The organism is Nocardioides sp., assembly GCF_041393715.1.
GTDB lineage: Bacteria > Actinomycetota > Actinomycetes > Propionibacteriales > Nocardioidaceae > Nocardioides.
In genome coordinates, this window is sequence record NZ_JAWKJQ010000002.1 from 23,287 (window position 1) to 43,573 (window position 20,287).

21 protein-coding genes are annotated in these 20,287 nt (G+C 71.1%); 15 read left to right on the forward strand and 6 right to left on the reverse strand.

What is annotated here, in order from left to right; translation table 11 throughout:
* Positions 1-80: 80 nt before the first annotated feature.
* The gene (locus tag R2740_RS02960; protein ID WP_371301203.1) at positions 81-230 is read right to left on the reverse strand and encodes a hypothetical protein; all 150 of its coding nucleotides are present in this window, start codon (positions 228-230) and stop codon (positions 81-83) included.
* Between R2740_RS02960 and R2740_RS02965 the strand changes: the two genes are divergently transcribed.
* Together R2740_RS02965 and R2740_RS02970 are read left to right on the forward strand one after the other, a co-directional pair.
* Positions 225-614: a ketopantoate reductase family protein gene (locus R2740_RS02965; RefSeq protein WP_371301204.1), complete on the forward strand. Its 390-nt coding sequence runs from the start codon at positions 225-227 to the stop codon at positions 612-614. The genes R2740_RS02960 and R2740_RS02965 overlap by 6 nt on opposite strands.
* A gap of 60 nt (positions 615-674) precedes the next feature.
* Entirely contained in the window at positions 675-1,385 is a 711-nt protein-coding gene (locus tag R2740_RS02970) for an SDR family NAD(P)-dependent oxidoreductase (protein ID WP_371301205.1), read from the forward strand.
* A 16-nt stretch (positions 1,386-1,401) separates the two neighbouring features.
* Here R2740_RS02970 and R2740_RS02975 read toward each other — a convergent pair whose 3' ends face one another.
* Entirely contained in the window at positions 1,402-2,127 is a 726-nt protein-coding gene (locus tag R2740_RS02975) for a ketopantoate reductase family protein (protein ID WP_371301206.1), read from the reverse strand.
* A 141-nt stretch (positions 2,128-2,268) separates the two neighbouring features.
* Here R2740_RS02975 and R2740_RS02980 point away from each other — a divergent pair, with 141 nt between their 5' ends.
* From R2740_RS02980 to R2740_RS02995, 4 genes are read left to right on the forward strand one after another with little or no spacing between them, the layout of a single operon-like run.
* Positions 2,269-3,702, forward strand: coding sequence for an amidohydrolase family protein (locus R2740_RS02980; protein ID WP_371301207.1), 1,434 nt, complete (start codon positions 2,269-2,271; stop codon positions 3,700-3,702).
* Positions 3,699-4,007 carry a Dabb family protein gene (locus R2740_RS02985; protein WP_371301208.1) on the forward strand — a complete coding sequence of 103 codons (309 nt, stop codon included), beginning with the start codon at positions 3,699-3,701 and terminating at the stop codon, positions 4,005-4,007. Before R2740_RS02980 ends, R2740_RS02985 begins: the two co-directional genes overlap by 4 nt.
* A complete protein-coding gene (locus R2740_RS02990; RefSeq protein ID WP_371301209.1) occupies positions 4,004-4,840 on the forward strand; it encodes a zinc-binding dehydrogenase in 837 nt (278 codons plus the stop codon). The genes R2740_RS02985 and R2740_RS02990 overlap by 4 nt, the downstream gene beginning before the upstream one ends.
* Positions 4,774-5,085, forward strand: coding sequence for a hypothetical protein (locus R2740_RS02995; protein ID WP_371301210.1), 312 nt, complete (start codon positions 4,774-4,776; stop codon positions 5,083-5,085). The genes R2740_RS02990 and R2740_RS02995 overlap by 67 nt, the downstream gene beginning before the upstream one ends.
* Here R2740_RS02995 and R2740_RS03000 read toward each other — a convergent pair.
* Positions 5,061-5,780 carry a cupin domain-containing protein gene (locus R2740_RS03000; RefSeq protein WP_371301211.1) on the reverse strand — a complete coding sequence of 240 codons (720 nt, stop codon included), beginning with the start codon at positions 5,778-5,780 and terminating at the stop codon, positions 5,061-5,063. The genes R2740_RS02995 and R2740_RS03000 overlap by 25 nt on opposite strands.
* 104 nt (positions 5,781-5,884) lie before the next feature.
* On the opposite strand from R2740_RS03000, the gene R2740_RS03005 reads away from it, so the two are divergent.
* A complete protein-coding gene (locus R2740_RS03005) occupies positions 5,885-6,781 on the forward strand; it encodes an NAD(P)-dependent oxidoreductase (protein WP_371301212.1) in 897 nt (298 codons plus the stop codon).
* A 49-nt stretch (positions 6,782-6,830) separates the two neighbouring features.
* The gene (locus R2740_RS03010; RefSeq protein ID WP_371301213.1) at positions 6,831-8,207 is read left to right on the forward strand and encodes a M24 family metallopeptidase; all 1,377 of its coding nucleotides are present in this window, start codon (positions 6,831-6,833) and stop codon (positions 8,205-8,207) included.
* Between the two features lie 7 nt (positions 8,208-8,214).
* Here the strand turns inward: R2740_RS03010 and R2740_RS03015 are convergent, their stop codons facing one another.
* Positions 8,215-9,018, reverse strand: coding sequence for an enoyl-CoA hydratase-related protein (locus tag R2740_RS03015; protein ID WP_371301214.1), 804 nt, complete (start codon positions 9,016-9,018; stop codon positions 8,215-8,217).
* Positions 9,019-9,023: 5 nt separating this feature from the next.
* Positions 9,024-10,181, reverse strand: coding sequence for an acyl-CoA dehydrogenase family protein (locus R2740_RS03020; RefSeq protein ID WP_371301215.1), 1,158 nt, complete (start codon positions 10,179-10,181; stop codon positions 9,024-9,026).
* 499 nt (positions 10,182-10,680) lie between these two features.
* Between R2740_RS03020 and R2740_RS03025 the strand changes: the two genes are divergently transcribed.
* From R2740_RS03025 to R2740_RS03035, 3 genes are all read left to right on the forward strand, one after another.
* Positions 10,681-11,145 carry a TetR family transcriptional regulator C-terminal domain-containing protein gene (locus R2740_RS03025; protein WP_371301216.1) on the forward strand — a complete coding sequence of 155 codons (465 nt, stop codon included), beginning with the start codon at positions 10,681-10,683 and terminating at the stop codon, positions 11,143-11,145.
* A 56-nt stretch (positions 11,146-11,201) separates the two neighbouring features.
* Positions 11,202-11,732 carry a nitroreductase family protein gene (locus R2740_RS03030; RefSeq protein WP_371301217.1) on the forward strand — a complete coding sequence of 177 codons (531 nt, stop codon included), beginning with the start codon at positions 11,202-11,204 and terminating at the stop codon, positions 11,730-11,732.
* A 114-nt stretch (positions 11,733-11,846) separates the two neighbouring features.
* Complete coding sequence (locus R2740_RS03035; RefSeq protein ID WP_371301218.1) at positions 11,847-14,081, forward strand: arylsulfatase; 2,235 nt, start codon at positions 11,847-11,849, stop codon at positions 14,079-14,081.
* 29 nt (positions 14,082-14,110) lie between these two features.
* Here the strand turns inward: R2740_RS03035 and R2740_RS03040 are convergent, their stop codons facing one another.
* Positions 14,111-14,830, reverse strand: a complete 720-nt coding sequence (locus tag R2740_RS03040) for an IclR family transcriptional regulator (protein WP_371301219.1) — start codon at positions 14,828-14,830, stop codon at positions 14,111-14,113.
* 137 nt (positions 14,831-14,967) lie between these two features.
* Between R2740_RS03040 and R2740_RS03045 the strand changes: the two genes are divergently transcribed.
* From R2740_RS03045 to R2740_RS03060, 4 genes are all read left to right on the forward strand, one after another.
* Positions 14,968-16,581: an ABC transporter substrate-binding protein gene (locus R2740_RS03045; RefSeq protein WP_371301220.1), complete on the forward strand. Its 1,614-nt coding sequence runs from the start codon at positions 14,968-14,970 to the stop codon at positions 16,579-16,581.
* A gap of 10 nt (positions 16,582-16,591) precedes the next feature.
* On the forward strand, positions 16,592-17,629 hold the full coding sequence (locus R2740_RS03050; RefSeq protein WP_371301221.1) for an ABC transporter permease: 1,038 nt from the start codon (positions 16,592-16,594) through the stop codon (positions 17,627-17,629).
* Positions 17,626-18,414: an ABC transporter permease gene (locus R2740_RS03055; RefSeq protein WP_371301222.1), complete on the forward strand. Its 789-nt coding sequence runs from the start codon at positions 17,626-17,628 to the stop codon at positions 18,412-18,414. The genes R2740_RS03050 and R2740_RS03055 overlap by 4 nt, the downstream gene beginning before the upstream one ends.
* 73 nt (positions 18,415-18,487) lie before the next feature.
* The gene (locus tag R2740_RS03060) at positions 18,488-20,287 is read left to right on the forward strand and encodes an ABC transporter ATP-binding protein (protein WP_371301223.1); all 1,800 of its coding nucleotides are present in this window, start codon (positions 18,488-18,490) and stop codon (positions 20,285-20,287) included.

Genomic DNA, 20,287 nt, shown 5'->3' on the forward strand with positions numbered 1-20,287 from the left:
CGACAGAACGCCCCCTCGGAGTCGTGGTTCACCGTCGGCGCCTACGACGACCGGGCCCGGGGGCGCGAGGAGGAGGTCCGTCAGGTGCTCCGCCATGCGGGCGAGGTCGAGATCTCCACCGACATCAGGTCGTCGAAGTGGATGAAGCTGGTGGCCAACGCCGGAGAGCTGGTGCCCTCCGCGATCCTCGACGCGCCCCTGGCCGAGGCGGTCGGATCCCCGGCGTGCACGAGTTCATGGTCGAGTGCGGCAAGGAGGCCGCCCGCGCCGCCATCGCCGACGGCTGCACGTTGGTCCCGATCTTCGGGCTCACCGACAAGGACGTGACGGGTCCCGACCAGTACGCCGAGGACCTGCTGGGCGAGGTGCTGGAGCGGTTCTCCCGACCGGACACGCTGACCACCGTGCTCCAGGACTGGATGAAGGGCAGGCGCGCTGAGGTCGAGGACGTCAACGGACTGGTGGTGAAGGTCCTCGAGGGGCAGGGTGAGAAGGCACCCCACAACGCCCGCACCGTCGAGCTGGCCACCCGGATCGAGGCCGGGACCTGGAACGGAGTCGCGACAACCTCGACCTGCTGCTGGGGCCCTAGGGCGACCACGCACCGTCGGTGACCGGGTCGGCCGCCGGCCCCGACCACCACCACGACGACCATTGACCGAAAGAGGACCATCGTGAGCGAACCCACCCGCACCACCGTCGTCGTCGGAGGCACCTCCGGCATCGGCCTCGAGATCGCCAAGGACGCCGCACGCCGCGGCGAGCACGTGGTGATCACCGGTCGCGACGAGGCGCGCACCCGCGACGTCGCGGCCACGATCGACGGGGCGGCCACCGGTCTCGCGCTCGACCTCTCGGCGCCGGAGACCATCGCGGCCGCGCTGTCCGGGCTGGGGCCGGTCAACGGGCTGGTGCTGTCGGCCATCTATCGCGACGCCAACACCGTCAAGGACTACGACATCGCCGGCGCCATCGCGCTGGTCACGCTGAAGCTCGTCGGCTACACCGAGGTGATCCACGCGCTCGGGGAGCGGCTCGTGCCCGAGCGGGCCACCGGCGTCGTCCTGTTCGGCGGTCGCGCCAAGGACGCGCCGTACCCCGGGTCGACGACGGTCTCCACCATCAACGGCGGGGTGACCGGCATGGTCACGACGCTGGCGCTCGAGCTGGCGCCCATCCGCGTCAACGCGATCCACCCGGGCATCATCGGGGACAGCCCGTTCTGGGCCGACAAGCTGGCCGCGCTCGACGCGGTCAAGGCCCGCACGCCCGGCGGGGAGCTGGCCACGATGGCCGACGTCGTGGGCGTCACCCGCTTCCTGCTGGACAACCAGGGGATGTCCGCGCAGAACCTGTACGTCGACCGGGCGGTCAACGTCACCTGAGCCCGGGGTGGCGCCGTCAGCCCAGCGCTGCCAGAAGGACACGAGCGTTTCCCGGATCCGGGCTGCGCCGGCCCGTCTCGACCTCGCGGGCCAGCGCGTGCACGGCGTCGTTCACCGGTGTGGGCACCCCCAGCTCCCGGCCCAGGCGACCGACCAGGCCGTTGAGGTCGCCCGCCTCGCTGCGCCGTCCCTTCTCCCAGTCGTGCAGGATCGTGGTCGTCGCGCCGGGCTTGACGAACCGCTCGTAGAGCCGGTCCAGCATCACCTCGACCACCTGGTCGGGCCGGGCGATGTCGTCGCCCTCCAGCCCGAAGATCGGCAGCATCGCGTGCCCCCGAGCGACTCCGACGTCCAGCGCCTCCTGGCCCGCCGCGACCATCAGCGCTCGGAACCCCGGCACCTCGATGGCGTCGGCCATCGGCAGGTTCAGAGCCGCGGTCGGCACCAGCACCGAGCAGTTGCTCACGAGCTTCATCCACTTCGCCGAGCGGATGTCGCCGAACAGCTCCACGGACCCGCTGTGCCGCAGCAGGTCGGCGACCTGGCACAGGTGCAGGGCCGGCGGGTGCGCCACCTGCACCTCGGCCCCGACCGCCACCCGGGCGCCGGTGGTGCGGATCGCCTCGACGTGGCCGGGCCACTGCTCGATCAGCGTCACGTCGACCCCCGCGCGGGCCAGGTCGACGCCGATCGACGTGCCGTTGGCCCCCGAGCCGAGCACGGCCACCCGCCGTCCGGTCATGGCACCTCCCTGCCCCTCGGTCTGTTCACCCGGCCTGTCCACGACCGGTTCTCCGGTGCCCGTGTCCGGACCCTAGCCGGGCGGCCGTCCGTTCAGTAGTGTGTGCAGTAATGCTTAAATTGTCTACCAGGAGGAAACGCCATGGCTGATCTCGGTCCCCGTGAGTTCGAGGCTGGTCGTCCGCTCGTCTTCCGCAACGCACTCGTGATCACCGTGGACTCCCAGGGGGTCCTCGACGACGCCGACGTGCTCGTGGTCGACGACAAGATCGCCGCGGTCGGTCCCCAGCTCGAGGCCCCGGAGTCCGCGATCGAGATCGACGCCCGCGGCGGCATCCTGATGCCCGGCATGGTCGACACCCACCGGCACATGTGGCAGACCGCGCTGCGCGGCTACGGCGGCGACTGGGCGCTGAGCCAGTACTTCGTCTTCTACTACCTCACCTGGGGTGACATCTTCCGGCCCGAGGACATCTACGCCGGCAACCTGCTGAGCGCCCTGGAGTCCGTCGACACCGGGGTGACGACGACGCTGGACTGGTCGCACGGACTGCGCACCCCCGACCACGGCGAGGCCGCGCTCCAGGCGTTCCAGGAGATCCCCGGACGGTTCGTGCTGGCCTACGGCAACTACATGGGTGCTCCCTGGGACTGGTCCACCTCGCCCGAGTTCAAGGCCTTCGTCGAGCGCAACGCCACCAAGAGCGACCTGGTGACGCTGGGTGTCGCCTTCGACGTCACCGACGCGGAGACCTTCCAGGAGGAGGCCGCGTTCCGGGCCGCTCGCGACCTGGGGCTGCGGGTCACCACCCACGCCGGCGTGTGGGGTGCCAACGGTGACGACCAGGTCAAGCGGATGTACGACGCGGGGTGCATGGGGCCGGACGTGACCTACGTGCACGCCTCGAGCCTGAGCGCGGACAGCTATCAGATGATCGCGGCGACGGGCGGCACCGTCTCGGTGGCGACCGAGAGCGAGCAGAGCGCCGGGCAGGGCTATCCCTCGACCTGGGCGATCCGCCGTCACGGCATTCCCTTCTCACTGTCGATGGACACCAGTGTGTGGTGGAGTGCGGACTTCTTCTCGGCGATGCGAGCCACGCTCAGCGCCGACCGGTCGCGTGACCACCTCGAGGCCCACGCGAAGGGCGAGACCATCGTGGCCAACAAGATGCGCGCCGAGGACATCGTCCGCGCGGCGACCATGGGCGGCGCCGCCTCACTGGGCATGGAGGACTCGATCGGCTCGATCACGGTCGGCAAGAAGGCCGACCTCCTGCTGATCAAGAACGACCAGTCGCCGGCGATGACGCCGATCCTCAACCCCTACGCGCACGTGGTCTACCAGGCCAACACGGCCGACATCCACACGGTCGTCGTCGACGGCAAGGTCGTGAAGTACGACGGCCGGCGCATCGACCTCGACGTGGGGCCGGCCCGCGACGCCGTGGCCGCCTCCGTGGAGTTCGTCCGCGGCACGATCGGCGACCAGTGGGACGCGGGCATGCACCCCGAGCTCCCCGAGGACGAGCCGATCCCGAACCCCTACTCCTACGGCGGGGAGAACAACGGGTGATCCTGCATGTGGCGACCTTCCGCTGGAAGCCGACGGTCACCGAGGAGGACGTGGCGGGTCTGACGGCCGGCCTGCGCACCATGGCCGCCTCCATCCCCGAGATCCGCAGCTATGTCTGTGGCACCAACCTCCGGCTGCGCCCCGGGGCCGACTTCGCGGTCGCGGCCGTCGTCGACGACGAGGCCGGGCTGTCGGCGTACCTCGACTCCGACGCGCACCGGGCTGTCTATGCCGACTGGCTCGAGTGGATGATCGAGAGCCGGGACGCCGCCCAGCTCGAGGTGGAGCGGGCGATGCTGTCATGACCCGGGCGGCCGTCTTCCACGCGGCCGGCGACGTGCGCATCGAGGATCGGACGCTCGCGGAGCTCGGTCCCGCCGACGCGTTGGTGCGGGTGCGGGCCTGCGGCATGTGCGGCAGTGACGGCGCCGAGTGGTCGCATGGACCGGTGCTGGCCGTCCCGCCGGTCGTGCTGGGCCACGAGTTCGTCGGCGTGGTGGAGGAGGTCGGAGAAGACGTCGACGGTCTCGCCGTCGGCGCGACGGTCGTCAGCGGCGCGGGGGTCTCGTGCGGCTCCTGCTCGCGGTGCCGGGAGGGCCGCACCAACCTGTGCCTGGGCTACCACACCGTGGGCTTCGACCGCGACGGGGGCTTGGCCGGTCACGCCGTGGTCCCCGCCTCCACGCTGTTCGACGTCAGCGACACGGGGCTGAGCGTCGACACGCTCGCGATGGCCCAGCCGATGGCCATCGCCGTGCATGCCGTACGCCGCAGCGGCCTGGTTGCGGGACAGGTCGCCGTCGTGATCGGCGTGGGCGGCATCGGCGGCTACCTGACGGTCGCGGCCTCAGCCCTGGGCGCCACCGTCGTGGTGTCCGATCTCGACCGCGAGCGACTTGGTCTCGCGAAGCGACTGGGCGCGACCGAGGTCGTGCTGGCCGGAACCACCCCGCTCGCGGACTTCCTCGCCGCCCGCGAGCTGCGCGCCGACGTGATCTTCGAGGCGAGCGGGTCCGCCCCGGCCTCGAGGAGGCGTTCGCCGCGGTCCCGCGGGGCGGCACAGTGGTGCCGGTGGGGATCCAGCGTGAGCCGTTCCCCGCCGCGCTCGCGCGCTGGACCCTCGACGAGTTCTCGGTGATCGGCACGGTGGCGCACGTGCTGGCCCAGGACCTCCCCGAGGCGGTCCGGCTGCTCGAGCTCGATCTCGACTGGATGTCGATGGCCCCCGAGGTGATCTCGCTCGCCGAGGTCGTCGACCGAGGGCTGGTGCCGCTGGCGGAGGGGAGGACACAGCACAACAAGCTGCTCGTCGACCCGTGGGCGGCAGCGCCGCGCCCGGCCGACCACTCGCGTCGTCCTCAGGAGGAAGGCTCGGCCTGTTGAGGCTGCAGGCGCTCCATGGCTGCGAGGACGTCGACCGCAGAGGTGAGGGTCGCGCCGCCGTTGGCGACCTCGCCGAGCTGCGGCGCCGCCGGCAGCGACAGGTTCTGTGCGCGACGCCCGATCACGACCCAGATGCCGCGCGCAGGGACGTCACCGTGGTTGTGGTAGAGGTGCGGACGCACCGAGTCGAACTGCAAGGAGTCGCCCGGGCGAAGCACGTAGGTGTCGAACTCGAGCTGCAGGGTGAGCTCGCCCTCGACGAGGTAGGCGAACTCCACGCCCGAGTGCCGCATCAGCTTGCCCTCGATCGAGCTCGCGGCTCCGGGGGCATAGGTGACGAGCAGCGACTCGGTGGCATCGTCCAGCCCACCCGCCAGCCGCTCCCAGCGGACGCCGTTCTCCATCTCGAGGACCGGGTTGTCCTCGGACCGCTGCACGGGCGGCTGGGTCGGGGCGGCACCGGAGGCCTGCTGGTCGGAGGTGGCCGACGTCGACCCGATGCCCAGCAGGTCGTCGAGCGAAATGCCGAGGTGGTTGACGATGGCGTAGAGCGTCGAGACCGAGGGCTGGGTCTTGCCCGTCTCCACCTGGGACAGGAGCGAGGCGGAGACGCCCACCGCCTGGGCGACGCTCCGCAGGCTCGACCCGCGGGCCGTGCGTGCCTCGCGAAGGCGAGGTCCGATCTCGTTGTCCACGGTTCCCCCGGAGAAGGTGTCGAGTGTTCATCCGTACTATACAGAGTGACGCGGGGTGGCCCGCGTCGGGTGCCCGCTGCCCGCTGGTCACATCCTAGGAGTTGATGCTCGTGCTCTCCGTCGGTCTCATCGGCAGCGGCACCATGGGTGCCGCGATGGCCTCGCGCCTGCTCGACCGCGACTTCCAGGTGACGGTGTGGAACCGCTCCGGCGTACCGCCCGAGCTGGTGGAGCGCGGGGCCCGGGTGGCCGAAGGGCCGCACGGTGTGTTCGCCGACGGGCTGGCGGTCTCGATGCTCGCCCACGACGCCGCCCTCGAGCAGGTGTTCGGGGAGGAGCTGCTTCCGGCGCTGCCGGAGGGCAGCGTGCACATCTCCATGGCCACCATCGACCCCCTCACCGCTGAGTCGATGGCCGCGCTCCATGAGCGGCACGGCGTCGGCTTCGTCGCCGCGCCGGTCCTCGGCCGCTCACCCCTGGCCGCGGCCGGCCAACTGACGGTCCTGTGCTCCGGCGAGGCGGCTGCGTTGGAGCGTGCTCAGCCGGTGTTCGACGCACTGGGCAAGCGGACCTGGAGGTTCGGGGAGACCGCCGAGGAGGTGGGCAACAGCCTGCGGGTGAAGGTGGCAACCAACTACCTGATCATCCATGCGCTCGAGGCGATGGGGGAGTCGATCGCGGTGCTCGAGCAGTCGGGCATCGACACCTCGCGTTTCGTCGAGGTGCTGGGGGACAGCCTCTTCCCCGGCGTCGTCTACGCCACCTACGGCGCGATGATCGCCGAGGAGCGCTACCTCCCTCCCGGCTTCACGGCCACCCTCGGCCTGAAGGACCTCAACCTCGCCCTCGCCGCCGCCGAGCGCGCCGGGCTGACCCTCCCGACCGGTGGGGTGCTGACCGAGGTCTTCGAACAGGCGATCGCCGCCGGGCTGGGCGAGTCCGACTGGTCGGCCATTGCCCAGGTCACCCGCGCCTCCCTGGACAACGGTGTTCAGTCCTAGCGAAGAACCTACCCATCCTGTTAAGTTAGAGTTAACGAAGGGAGTGGAGATGGCGTCACCCACTTACGGGCCCATGAGCGTCGACTGGGAAGACCGGCTGGACATGCAGCGGCTGCGGACGCAGCGCCTGGCCAGGCTCAACGATGCACTCAAGCAGTCCGACCTCGGGTCCGTGGTGACCTTCGACTTCCACAACATCCGCTACATGACCGGCACCCACATCGGCACCTGGGCGATGGACAAGATGATCCGCTTCGCGGTGCTGCCGCGCGGCGGTGCCCCGGTGCTGTGGGACTTCGGCTCCGCGGCGCGTCACCACCAGCTCCACGCGACCTGGCTGGACGCCGCGCACACCGACGCCGGCATGACGGGTCACGAGCCGCACCACGGCGCCCAGGCGGAGGTCGGCTCGGGAGCCCGTGCGGGCATCTCGACGCTTCGCGGCGCCATCGGCGAAGGGGCCCGCCGCGCCGAGGACGTCGCCAAGAAGATCTACGAGGTGCTCGCCGAGCGCGGGCTCCAGAACGAGCCCGTGGGCGTCGACATCGTGGAGATGCCGGTGCTCTTCGCCCTCCAGCAGCTGGGGATCCGGGTCGTCGACGGCCAGCAGGTCTTCCTCGAGGCCCGCCGGATCAAGACTCCCGACGAGATCGGCCTGTTGACTCAGGCCGCCTCCATGGTCGATGCGGCCTACGAGGACCTCTATGAGTTCCTGCGCCCCGGGGTCCGCGAGAACGAGTGCGTCGGCCTGGTCAGCAAGACCCTGTTCGACCTCGGCTCGGAGCACGTCGAGGGGGTCAACGCCATCTCCGGGGAGCGGTGCTCTCCGCACCCGCACGTCTTCTCCGACCGCATCATCCGGCCCGGGGACCCGGCGTTCTTCGACATCCTGCACTCCTACAACGGCTATCGCACCTGCTACTACCGCACCTTCGCCGTGGGGAGTGCCTCGACCGCACAGCGCGACGCCTACAAGATCTGCCGGGAGTACATGGACAAGGCGATCGCGATGGTCAAGCCCGGGGTCACGACCGCCGATGTCTGTGAGGTCTGGCCCACCGCGGAGGAGTTCGGCTTCCCGTCCGAGGAGGCGGCGTTCGCGCTGCAGTACGGCCACGGCGTCGGCCTGAGCATCTGGGAGCGGCCGATCTTCAGCCGCTACACGTCCTTCGACGCGCCCGAGGTGCTGGAGGAGGGCATGGTCTTCGCCCTGGAGACCTACTGGCCGGCCAAGGACGGCTGGGGTGCGGCCCGGATCGAGGAGGAGGTGATCGTCCGGGCCGACGGTGCCGAGGTGATCACCAAGTTCCCTGCCGAGGAGCTCCTCGTCGCCGGCAAGCGCTATTACGCGACAGGCGGCGCGCTGAGCCTGGAGCGGGACTCGCAGTCGCACCTCAACACCGCCGCCGGCCGCGGCGAGGAGTAGCGCCGGGCTAGCGGCCCTTCCAGACGGGTGGTCGCTTCTCGGCGAAGGCCCGGGCACCTTCGAGCTGGTCCTCCGACGCATAGAGCGCGGCGACCGTCGGCAGCGACCCCGAGGTGACCAGGTCCATCGCGTCCTGGAAGCCCAGCGACTCGGCGGCCCGGGAGGTCTCCTTGATCGCGGCGAAGACCAGAGGGGGACCGTCGGCGAGCAGGCGGGCGACCTCCCACGCGCGCAGGAGTACGGCGTCCTCGTCGGGCAGCACCTCGTTGACCAGCCCCCAGCGGGCGGCCTCGTCGGCGGCCATCCAGCGTCCGGTCAGCAGGAGCTCCATCGCCACGTGGTAGGGCATCCGCTTCGGCAGCCGGACCGTGGCCGCGTCGGCGAGGGTGCCGGCGTTGATCTCGGGCAGCCCGAAGCGCGTGACCGACGAGGCATAGATCAGGTCGCACGACAGCGCCAGCTCGAAGCCGCCGCCCACCGCCATGCCGTGCACCGCGGCGATCACCGGCTTGTTGAGATCGGGGAGCTCCTGCAGCCCGCCGAAGCCACCGACGCCGTAGTCGCCGTCGACCGGGTCACCGCCGGCCGCGGCCTTGAGGTCCCAGCCCGCGCAGAAGAAGCGGTCGCCCTCGGTGCGCAGGATCGCGACCCGCAGCTCGGGGTCGTCGCGGAAGTCCGCGAACACCTCGCCCATCGCCCGGCTGGTGGTCAGGTCGATGGCGTTGGCGGGCGGCCGGTCGAGGGTCACCTCGAGGACCCGACCGTCGCGGCGGGTGCGGAGCGTCGGGCCCGGCGTGGGGGACTCGGTCATGGGGCTCATGCTCCCAGTGGCCGCAGCAGCGAGCGGGCGATGATGTGCCGTTGGATCTCCGAGGTGCCGTCCCAGATCCGCTCGATCCGGGCGTCGCGCCAGATCCGCTCCAGCGGCAGCTCGTCCATCAGCCCCATGCCGCCGTGGATCTGGATCGCCTCGTCGGCGACCATCGCGAGTACCTCGCTGGCCTTCACCTTGGCCATCGCCATGTCGGCGTCGGTCGCCGTGCCCCGGTCGGCCTTCCACGCGGCGTGGAGCGTCAGCAGCTCGGCGGCCCGCAGCTCGGTGGTCATGTCGGCGAGCTTGAACCCGACCCCCTGGAAGCGCCCGATCGGCTGGCCGAACTGCTGCCGGGTCGCGGCATGGCCGACCGACAGCTCCAGCGCCCGCTCGGCCCGACCCAGACAGGTGGCGGCCACCTGCAGGCGGGTCGCGCCGAGCCAGGTGCCGGCCAGCGCGAAGCCCTCGCCCTCCTCACCCAGCAGCGCGTCGGCCGGCACATGCACCTCGTCGAAGTCGAGGATCGAGTTGGTGTAGCCGCGGTGGGAGACGTTGCGGTAGCCCTCGCGCACCGACACCCCAGGAGTGTCCAGGTCGACCAGGAAGATCGACATCGTGCCGCGGCCGGCGTCGTCGGTGCCGGTGCGCGCGAGGAGGATCACGAAGTCGGCCTCGTCGGCGTGGCTGATGAAGTGCTTGGTGCCGTGGATCCGCCAGCCGCCCGGCTCGCGGACGGCTCGGGTGCGGATCGCGCGGACGTCGGAACCGGCGTCCGGCTCGGTCATCGCGAGGCAGTCGATGCGCTCGCCGCGCACGCAGGGGAGCGTGTAGCGCTCCTGCTGCTCGGGGGTGCCGGCCATCAGGATGTTCGAGGGGCGGGCGACGGTCGTGTACTGCAGTGCATAGCTCGCCTTGCCGAGCTCCTTCTCGACCAGCACCAGCGTGACGGCATCGAGCCCGGCGCCGCCGACCTCCTCGGGCATGTTGGCGGCATAGAGCCCGGCCGCGAGGGCCTTGGCCCGCAGCTCGGTCGCCAGCTCGGGCCGGAGCACGCCGGTGCGCTCGACCTCCTCCTCGTGGGGGTAGAGCTCGCGCTCCACGAACGCGCGCGTCACCTCGACGACGGCACGCTGCTCGTCGGTCATGGCGAAGTCGAACACGGCGATCTCCTCGGGTGGATCTGACTGACAGATCAGTCATGGATGGGACCGAAGGTCCCAGAAGCATGGCACTCTCGGCCCTCAGCCGGCGACTGGGTTGCGATCATGGCAACGGCCCGCGCTAGTCTGCTCCGCGTGGACGACGCCCTCCCCGCCCGGCTCCGCCTGGCGCTGCGCCGGATCGCGCCGACTCATCGCGCGGCGGCCCGCGAGATCGGGCTCGGCCCCACCCAGCTGTCCAAGTCGCTCCACGGTGTCCGGCGGCTGACGCTCGCCGAAGCCGTGCGGATCGCCGAGCTCGCCGAGGTCGACCTCACCTGGCTGCTCGAGGGGCGCGGCCCGGCGCCGGCGATCGGTGAGGCGGACCCGGAGCCGAGCCGCACGGACGACCGCCGGGACCGCTACGTCGCCGCCGCGTGGGAGCTGATCTCCGAGCGCGGCATGCACGCGGTGCGGGTCGCCGACATCGCGGCGCTGTCAGGTCACCAGCCCGGCCGCGGTGCACTACCACTTCGCCAGCAAGCAGGAGGTGCTCGCGGCGGCGATGGACGACGCCGTACGCCGTGCCTTCGAGCGCCAGCGCGAGGCGCTGCGCGAGGAGGACGACGCCCGCGCCCGGCTGGAGCTCCTGATCGACCACCAGGTCCCCGACACCGGGCAGGTGCGGCGCGAGTGGAGCGTCTGGCTGCAAGTCTGGGCCGAGTCGGCGCTGCGGCCCGACCTGCGCGCCGTTCACCATCGCTACTACCAGGGCTGGCGGAGCGTCGTCGAGCGGACCATCGTCCGCGGGCAACGGCAGGGCGTCTTCCGGCCCGTCGACGCCGCGGCCGTGGCGACCCGCTTCACGGCCCTGGCCGACGGGCTGGGCATCCAGGTGGCGACGGGGAGTCCCACGATCACGGGTCCCCAGATGCGCCGGATCCTGACGGAGTTCGTGGCGGCCGAGCTGTTGCCGTCGTCCTGACGGGCTGCGGGGAACCGGCCGGGAATGTGTTGCCGGCGCGCGGCGTCGTACCTTCCATGGACCATCGTGTCGACCTGCACCCGCTGCTGCGCGACCGGTATAGCCCGCTGACCTTCGACCCCGCCTGCGACCTCACGGACCGCGACGCCACCCTGCTCCTGGAGGCGGCCCGATGGGCGCCGTCAGCGGGCAACTCGCAGCCGTGGGCCTTCCACCTGGCCCGGCGAGGCACGGACGAGCACGCGGCGCTGGTGCCCCTCCTGGCTCCGAGCTCGCGACGCTGGGCACCCGACGCCTCTGCGTTGGTGGTCAACCTGGTGCACCGTCGGGTCGCCGGCACTGACTGGCCGTACTCCGACTTCGCGGAGTACGACGTCGGTCAGGCGGTGGCCCACCTGACGATCCAGGCCCATGCGCTCGGACTGGGCTGCCGGCAGTTCCGCGCCTTCGACCTCGACGGCCTGTCCGCACACCTGCGGATCGACGACGGGTGGGAGGTGCTCACGATGCTCGCCGTCGGGCGTCCGGTCGGTCCCGACCCGGGCGGTCGACAGCGACGAGGGATCGACGACCTGATGATCGGCTGAGCCTCGAGCGGTCGAGGCCGTCCGGATGCGCGCCGGGCCTCTCGTCTGTCAGGCTGCCCCCGGCCGGCGAGGCCGTGGCGCCGGATCCAGCCGGCGGACGTCGAGGAGGTCGGATTGTCAGGAAGCGGGTCGACGGCGCCGCGGCGCCCCAACATCGTGATGGTGTTGGTCGACGACATGGGCTTCGGCGCGTCGAGCTGCTACGGCGGGCCGGTGCGGATGCCGGTGGCCGACCGGCTGGCCGCGGGCGGGCTCCGGTTCAGCCGCTTCCACGTGACGGCGCTGTGCTCGCCGACCCGGCAGGCCCTGATGACCGGGCGTAACCATCACTCCGTCGGCATGGGCGTCACCACCGAGATGTCCACCGACCATCCCGGCTACAACGGCCGCCGCCCCGAGCAGGCCGCCACCCTCGCCCAGATCCTGCGCGGCGCCGGCTACCGCACCGCGGCGTTCGGCAAGTGGCACCAGACCCCGCCCAGCGAGATCGGGCCCGACGGGCCGTTCGACCGGTGGCCCACCGGCGAGGGCTTCGAGCACTTCTACGGGTTCATGGGCGCGGAGATGAACCACTGGTACCCGCTGCTCTACGACGACACGACCCCGGTCGAGCCCGACCGGCTCCCCGAGCAGGGCTACCACCTCAGCGAGGACCTGGTCGACCACGCCGTCGACTGGGTGGCCGGCCAGGACGGCGAGTCGCCGTACTTCCTCTACCTGGCGTTCGGTGCGACCCACGCGCCGCTGCACGTGTGGCCCGACTGGATCCAGCGGTACGCCGGCCGGTTCGACGACGGCTGGGACGTCGCCCGCGAGCGGATCCTCGCCCGCCAGAAGGAGCTCGGCGTGGTCCCGCCCGAGACCGAGCTGGCGCCCTGGGTCGACGGCGTCCCGCACTGGGACGAGCTCTCGGAGCCGGCTCGTCGGGTGGCGGCCCGCCTGATGGAGACCTATGCGGGCTTCGCCGAGCACACCGACGCCCAGGTCGGCCGGCTGCTCGAGGCGCTCGAGGAGCGGGGCGACCTCGACGACACGGTGTTCGTCTACCTGCTGGGCGACAACGGCGCCTCCGGCGAGGGTGGCATCGAGGGGACCACCCACGAGCACCTGGTCGGCCACGGCTTCGCCGACGACGTCGACGACATGGACGCCGCCCTCGACGAGATCGGCTCCCCGACGACGTACGCGCTCTATCCCGTCGGCTGGGCGCTCGCGATGAACACGCCCTACCAGTGGACCAAGCAGGTCGCCTCGCACTTCGGCGGCACCCGCGACGGGCTGGTCGTCCACTGGCCGGCCGGCATCGCGGAGCGCGGCGACGTCCGCCACCAGTTCCACCACGTCATCGACATCCTGCCGACGCTGCTGGAGACCGCGGGGCTCGAGCTGCCCGACCGCGTCGGCGGCGTGCAGCAGCAGCGGTTCGAGGGCACCAGCATGGCCTACTGCTTCGACGACGCCGAGGCGCCCGACCAGCGCACCACGCAGTACTTCGAGATGATCGGCAACCGCGGCATCTACGACCGCGGCTGGACCGCCTCGGCACAGCACTCCGTGCCCTGGAAGATGGTCGAGGAGCCGCGCCCGTTCGACCACGACCGGTGGGAGCTCTACGACACCACCGCCGACTGGAGCCAGGCCCGCGACCTCGCCGGCGAGCGCCCCGACCGGGTCGCCGAGCTGCAGGCGGTCTTCGAGGCCGAGGCCGGCCGGCACCAGGTGTTCCCGCTCGACGACCGGGTGACCGAGCGCGAGAACCCCGAGCTCGCCGGCCGGGCCGACCCGCGCGCCGGCCGTCTCGACTTCGACTACGACGGCCGCACCCGCCGGCTCACCGAGGAGGTCGCGCCCAACCTCAAGAACCGGACGCACCGTCTCGAGGTCGACCTGACCGCCGGGCCGGCGGCGACGGGGGTGCTGGTGGCGCAGGGCGGCCGGTTCGGCGGCTGGTCGCTGTACGCCGTCTCCGGCGAGCTGCGCTACGCCTACAACCGGTTCGGCCGCGACCTCACCGTGGTGCGGGGTGGCGTGCTCCCCGAGGGGGCGGCCACCGTGACGGCCGTGGTCACCTTCGAGGACGGGCCTCCCGGCGGGCCCGCCGACGTGGACCTCCTGGTGGACGGGGAGTCCGTGGCCCGCGGCCGGGTGCCGGCGACCGCGGCCTACTACCTCGCCTTCGACGAGACCCTCGACGTGGGCGTCGACCTCGGCTCCCCGGTCTCGCCCGACTACCCGCCGGCCGACAACGCCTTCGACGGCGAGGTCCACCGGGTCCGGGTGCTGCTCGCCGAGCGGCCGCCGTCGGCCGACGAGACCGAGGACCTGCGCGCCCTGCGGGCGATGGACTGACCCACGCCCCGCATCGAGCGGGCGACCGGCTAGCGCTGACCGCTGATCGCGGTGGCGGCGTCGACCACCACCGCCCCGAGCTCGGCGAACCGGTCCTCGGACAGCCGGCCCGCGGGTCCCCACACGCTGATCACCGCACGCAGGGCGCCCGACGGCGAGTAGATCGGCGCCGAGACGCCGTACAACGTCGCCTCGAGCTCACCCCGGCAGACCGCGTAGCCGCGCTCCCGGGCCTGAGTCAGCTCGGCCCCGAGCTCGACCGGCGAGGTGATCGTGCGGTCGGTGAACCGCGGCAGCTCCGCGTCCTCGGCGAGCTCGGGGCCGCGGGTGCCGCCGAAGGCCAGCACCACCTTGCCCGTGGAGGTGGCGTGCAGGGCGACCTCCCGCCCCTTCCAGGTCGCGGCGACGACCGCGGGCGGCGTCACCTCGTCGACGTAGACCAGCGAGCGCCCGCGCAGCACGGCCAGGGCCGCGGTCTCCCCGGTCTGCAGGGCCACGTGGGCCAGGACCGGGCGCGCGGCGGCGACCAGCCGGTCCAGGTCGAGGGGCGAGACCAGTCCCACGAGGCCCTCGCCGATCGACCAGCGGGCCTGCGCCCGGTCGTAGGCGACCAGCCGATGGTCGGCCAGCGTGGTCAGGATCCGCCAGGCGGTGGCCCGGTTCAGACCGGTGTCGGCGGCCAGGTCTGCGAGGCTCTGGTCGTCGCCGTTCTCGGCCAGCGACCTGAGCAGCCGGACCGCCCTGTCCACGGACTGGACACGCGACGAGCGCAGCGGAGAAGCCTCGCTGAGACCTTCGTCGGCGGCTGACACCACACCGTGACCCTACTGCCCTTGACCGTGATCTGGATCACCCCTAGGTTCGCATCACCCAAGGAGGTGTACGGATGGTGAACTCACCCTCGCATCGCGGCAGCACCAACGGCCAGGGAAACGGCCTCTCCCGGAGGCTCTTCCTCCAGTACTCCAGCCTCGCGGCCGCGGCCGTGGCCGGCGGCGGTCTGCTGAGTGCCTGTGGCGGCGACTCCGGTGGCGGGGGCGGCAGCGGTGGTGGGGGCGGGGCCCAGGGCTCGGGCGGCATCCTGATTCACGGCGCCACCGGCGGCGGCACCAAGGACACCCTCGACCCGCACGCGCCGGTGACCAACCCCGACATCGCGCGGGTCAACAACCTCTACGAGCCGCTGCTGTTCTGGAACAACAACTACGAGCTCGAGCCGGCGCTGGCCGAGTCCGTCGAGTCGTCCAAGGACGGCAAGACCTGGACCATCAAGATGCGCCAGGGCGTCACCTTCCACAACGGCAAGGACGTCACCGCCGACGACGCCTGGTTCAGCATCCAGCGGGTCGCCAACCCCAAGGCGCCGCTCTCGGCGGGCGGCCAGCTCGCCCAGATCATCGACTTCCAGTCGACCAAGGTGGTCGACCCCACCACGCTCCAGCTGGTCCTCAAGGTGCCCTACGCGATCCTCGACTCGCTGCTCGCGGAGTACACCCTCGGCATCATCCCGAGCGACTTCGACATCAACAACCCGGTCGGCACCGGGGCGTTCGCCTACAAGTCGTTCGAGCCGGGCAAGACCAGCACCTTCACGAAGTACGCCGACTACTGGGGCGACGCGGCCTTCGTCGACGAGCTGCAGATCCAGGACTTCGCCGACGACAGCGCCAAGGTCAACGCGCTGCAGGCCGGCCAGATCCAGACCGTCGACAACCTGCCCTACAACCTGATCGACACCATCAAGGGTGCCGGCGGCGGGGCGCTGGTGTCCGACACCGGCGCGTGGGTGCCGTTCACGATGCGGGTCGACACGGCGCCGTTCTCCGACAACAAGGTGCGCCAGGCGCTGCGGCTGATCGTCGACCGCAACCAGATGATCGAGCAGACGCTGAGCGGCTACGGCTCGCTCGGCAACGACATGTACGCACCGTTCGACGTGGCCTACGCCAGCGACCTGCCGCAGCGCGAGCAGGACATCGACCAGGCCAAGTCGCTGCTCAAGTCGGCCGGCCAGGAGGGTCTGCAGGTCGAGCTGTTCACGGGCGACGACATCGGGTCGGTGGCGCCGGCGGCGGCCAACCTGTTCGCGCAGCAGGCCAAGGCGGCGGGCGTCGACGTCAAGGTCACCAAGAAGACCCCGTTCTACGGCGACGACTACCTCTCCTACCCGTTCGCCCAGGACTTCTGGAACACCCGCAACTACATCCCGCAGGCCGTGGTCGGCACCTTCCCGCCCAACCTCGGCGGCACCTACAACGAGACCCACTGGGACAACGAGAAGCACCGCAACCTCGTCGACCAGGCGGCCCAGGAGCTCGACGAGACCAAGCGCGCCGACCTGCTGCACCAGGCCCAGGAGATCGAGTACAACGAGGGCGGCTACATCATCTGGGGCTTCCGCCAGCAGGTCGACGGCTACGGCGCCAACGTCCAGGGTCTGGAGCCGAGCAAGTACCTCCCACTCGGGTCCTACAAGTTCAACAAGGTCTCCGTCCAGTAGGGCGCGGCCGATGACCGACGCCGCGACCGTCCTGACGGACCCGCTGGAGGAGGTGGCCCCGCCGAAGCGCCGGTCCGGCGCGTCGGCGTGGGTGGTGTGGCTCGTGCGCCGGCTCGGGCTGGCCGTGCTGACCCTCTGGTTGGTCTCGATCCTGACCTTCCTGGCCACCGCCGCCCTGGGTGACCCGATCCGGGCGATCCTGGGCCGCGACTACAACTCCAACCCGGGCCGGGTGAAGCAGCTCGAGGAGCTGCTCAACGCCGACCAGTCGCTGGTCTCGCGCTACTTCTCGTGGCTGGGCGGCCTGTTCAAGGGCGACCTCGGCACCTCGCTGGCCAGCCAGAAGCCGGTCAGCGAGCTGATCGCCAGCAACGTCGCCAACACCGCGATGCTGGTGCTGCTGTCGGCGATCGTGATGATCCCGCTGGCGTTCGCCATCGCGATGATCTCGGTGCACTACCGCCGCCGTCGTCCCGACACCGCCATCCAGACCGTGCTGCTGGCGATGGCCGGCCTGCCCGAGTTCGTGATCGGCGTGCTGCTGATCGCGCTGTTCGCGACCACGGTGTTCAAGATCTTCCCGGCCGTCACGATCAGCTCACCCACCGGGCACCCGTGGGACAACTGGAAGTCGATGGTGCTGCCCACGCTGACCCTGGTGCTCGCGGTGGCGCCGTACGTCTCCCGGATCGTGCGCGCCTCGCTGCTCGAGGTCATCGACAGCGACTATGTCGAGCTGGCGCGGCTCAAGGGCATCCCCGAGCGGGTCGTGATGCGCAAGCACGCGCTGCTCAACGCGATCGTCCCCGGCATCCAGGTGATCGCGCTCCAGCTCGCGTGGCTCGCCGGCGGCGTGGTCGTGGTGGAGACGCTCTTCTCCTATCCCGGCGTCGGTCTGCAGCTCGTCGACTCGGTGCGCAACCACGACGTCCCGATGGTGCAGGCGCTGAGCATGATCATCGCCGGCGTCTACGTCGTGGTGAACCTCATCGCCGACGTGCTGTCCATCCTGCTCACCCCCCGCGCGAGGACGGCGATCTCGTCATGAGTGCAGAAGAAGCGGCCCCGCCCCCCGACATCGCGCCCGCCGAGCCGTCGACGTTCCGCAAGGCGATGGGCCAGAAGCGCTTCGTCGTCGGCCTGACGATCACCGTGCTGCTGGTGCTGTTCGTGGTGATCGGTCCCCACCTGGCCCCCTTCGGCGAGACCGAGGTCGCCGGGCCGCCGTTCAGCAAGGACGGCGTCCTCGGCACCGACTATCTCGGCCAGGACGTCCTCAGCCGGCTGATGTACGGCGGCACCTCGATCCTGCTGATCGCGGTGTTCGGCACGCTCGTCGGCATGGTCCTCGGCATCCTGGTCGGCGTCGTGGCGGCCTATGCCGGCGGCTGGTGGGACGAGATCATCATGCGCGGCAACGACGTGGTCCTCTCCTTCCCGCAGATCCTGCTGGCGCTGGTCGTGCTGACCGCCGTCGAGCAGCCGACGGCGTGGATCCTGGTGCTGCTCGTGGGCATCTCCCACGCCCCCCGCGTGGCCCGCCTGGCGCGCGGCGTGGCGCTCGGCATCGTGACCCGGGACTTCGTGATCGCCGCCGAGGCGCTCGGCGAGAAGCGCACCCGGGTGATGCTCGCCGAGGTGCTGCCCAACATGAGCGCCCCGCTGCTGGCGGAGGGCGGTCTGCGGCTGACCTACTCCATCGGCCTGGTCGGCGCCCTGGGCTTCCTGGGCTTCTCGACCGACCCGGGCGCGGCCAACTGGGGCCAGATGATCCAGGAGAACCGGCTCGCGCTCTCGACCCAGCCGTGGGCGGTGCTGGCCCCGTGCTGGTGATCGCGATCTTCGCGATCGGCACCAACCTGATGGCCGACGGCATCGCCCAGGTGGCGCAGCGAGGTGAGGGCTGATGGCCACGATGGAGCAGGAGCCGACGCAGGGCAAGGTCGGCGGCCTCGTCGTCGAGGACCTCGGGGTGATGATCACCGGCAAGGACATCGACATCGTCAACGACATCGACCTGGTGCTGAAGCCGGGCGAGGTCGTCGGCCTGGTGGGCGAGTCCGGCTCGGGCAAGACCACCGTCGGCACGTCGCTGCTCAACTACTCCCGCGCCGGCGCGCACATCTCCTCGGGCAAGGTGCTCCTCGAGGATCGCGACGTGCTGCACCTGCCGTGGCAGCAGGTCCGCCAGATCCGCGGCGAGGAGATCGCCTACGTCCCGCAGGACCCGGCCTCCGCCCTCAACCCGAGCATCCGGATCGGCAAGCAGATCGTCGAGCTGCTCGCGCTGCGCGGCATCGGCACCGACGCCTCGCGCCTGCAGGGCGCCCGCGACGGCCTGGCCGAGGTCGGCCTGCCCAACGACGACGAGTTCCTCAGCCGCTATGCCCACCAGCTCTCCGGTGGTCAGGTGCAGCGCGTCGCGCTGGCGATGGCGTTCCTGCCGAAGCCCAAGGTGCTGGTGCTCGACGAGCCCACGACCGGCCTCGATGTGACCACCCAGGCGATGGTGCTCGACACGATGGCCCAGCTGTGTCGCACCCACGGGGTCAGCGCGCTCTACGTCACCCACGACCTGGCCGTGGTCGCCAACATCGCCGACCGGGTCGCCGTGATGTACGCCGGCCAGATCGTCGAGCTCGGTCCGAAGGAGCAGATGTTCCGCGAGCCGGCCCACCCCTACACCCGCGCCCTGCTCGACTCGATCCCGCACCTGAGCCAGGCCCGGGCGCTGACCGGCATCCCCGGCCGCACGCCCGCGCCCGGCGCCCGGCCGAGCGGCTGCCGCTTCCACGACCGCTGCTCGTTCGCCGTCGACGCCTGCGCGCAGGCCGTGCCCGAGCTGCACCAGATCGCCCCGGCCCACGACGTACGCTGCATCCGCGCCGAGGAGATCGGTCACTGGGACATCTCCCGCGGCACGGTGCCCGACTCCGACCCCGACAAGGCGCGCGAGGTCATCCTCTCCGTCGACGGGCTCGACGTCTTCTACGGGCGCAAGCACGTCGTCCACAACGTGACCTTCGACCTCGCGAAGGCCGAGGTGGTCGCGCTGGTCGGCGAGTCCGGCAGCGGCAAGACCACCATCTCGCGCTCGATCGGCGGCCTCCACAAGGACTGGACCGGCGCCATCACCTTCGAGGGCGAGCCGCTGGCCCACAGCGCCCGTCAGCGCAGCGCGGTGCACCGCAAGCGGCTGCAGTACATCTTCCAGAACCCCTACCTCTCGCTGAACCCGCGGCTCACGATCGAGCAGATCGTGAAGCGGCCGATGGAGCTGTTCGGCCTGGCGTCCGGCAAGGAGGCCACCGACCGGGTCGTCGAGCTGCTCGACCAGGTCGCCCTCGGCCCGCGGATGCTGAAGTACCAGGCCAACCGGCTCTCCGGCGGTGAGCGGCAGCGGGTCGCGATCGCCCGGGCGCTGGCCGCCGAGCCCGACGTGCTGATCTGCGACGAGATCACCTCGGCCCTCGACGTCTCCGTGCAGGGGTCGATCGTCGCCCTGCTCGAGGGGCTCCGCAAGGAGCGTGGCATCAGCATGCTCTTCGTGACCCACAACCTCGCCCTGGTCCGCTCGATCGCCGCCCGGGTGGAGATCCTGCAGGCGGGCCGGGTGGTCGAGGCCGGCTCGGTGGTGACGGTCATGGAGACGCCGCAGGAGGACTACACCCGCAACCTGCTCTCCAAGAGCCCGAGGATCGACTGA

Coding starts and splice junctions, on each gene's coding strand:
- R2740_RS02975 (WP_371301206.1), bottom strand. CDS start 2,127: ATGACCGGACGGCGGGTGGCCGTGCTCGGCTCGGGGGCCAACGGCACG.
- R2740_RS02980 (WP_371301207.1), top strand. CDS start 2,269: ATGGCTGATCTCGGTCCCCGTGAGTTCGAGGCTGGTCGTCCGCTCGTC.
- R2740_RS02990 (WP_371301209.1), top strand. CDS start 4,004: ATGACCCGGGCGGCCGTCTTCCACGCGGCCGGCGACGTGCGCATCGAG.
- R2740_RS03005 (WP_371301212.1), top strand. CDS start 5,885: ATGCTCGTGCTCTCCGTCGGTCTCATCGGCAGCGGCACCATGGGTGCC.
- R2740_RS03010 (WP_371301213.1), top strand. CDS start 6,831: ATGGCGTCACCCACTTACGGGCCCATGAGCGTCGACTGGGAAGACCGG.
- R2740_RS03015 (WP_371301214.1), bottom strand. CDS start 9,018: ATGACCGAGTCCCCCACGCCGGGCCCGACGCTCCGCACCCGCCGCGAC.
- R2740_RS03030 (WP_371301217.1), top strand. CDS start 11,202: ATGGACCATCGTGTCGACCTGCACCCGCTGCTGCGCGACCGGTATAGC.
- R2740_RS03045 (WP_371301220.1), top strand. CDS start 14,968: ATGGTGAACTCACCCTCGCATCGCGGCAGCACCAACGGCCAGGGAAAC.
- R2740_RS03050 (WP_371301221.1), top strand. CDS start 16,592: ATGACCGACGCCGCGACCGTCCTGACGGACCCGCTGGAGGAGGTGGCC.
- R2740_RS03055 (WP_371301222.1), top strand. CDS start 17,626: ATGAGTGCAGAAGAAGCGGCCCCGCCCCCCGACATCGCGCCCGCCGAG.
- R2740_RS03060 (WP_371301223.1), top strand. CDS start 18,488: ATGGCCACGATGGAGCAGGAGCCGACGCAGGGCAAGGTCGGCGGCCTC.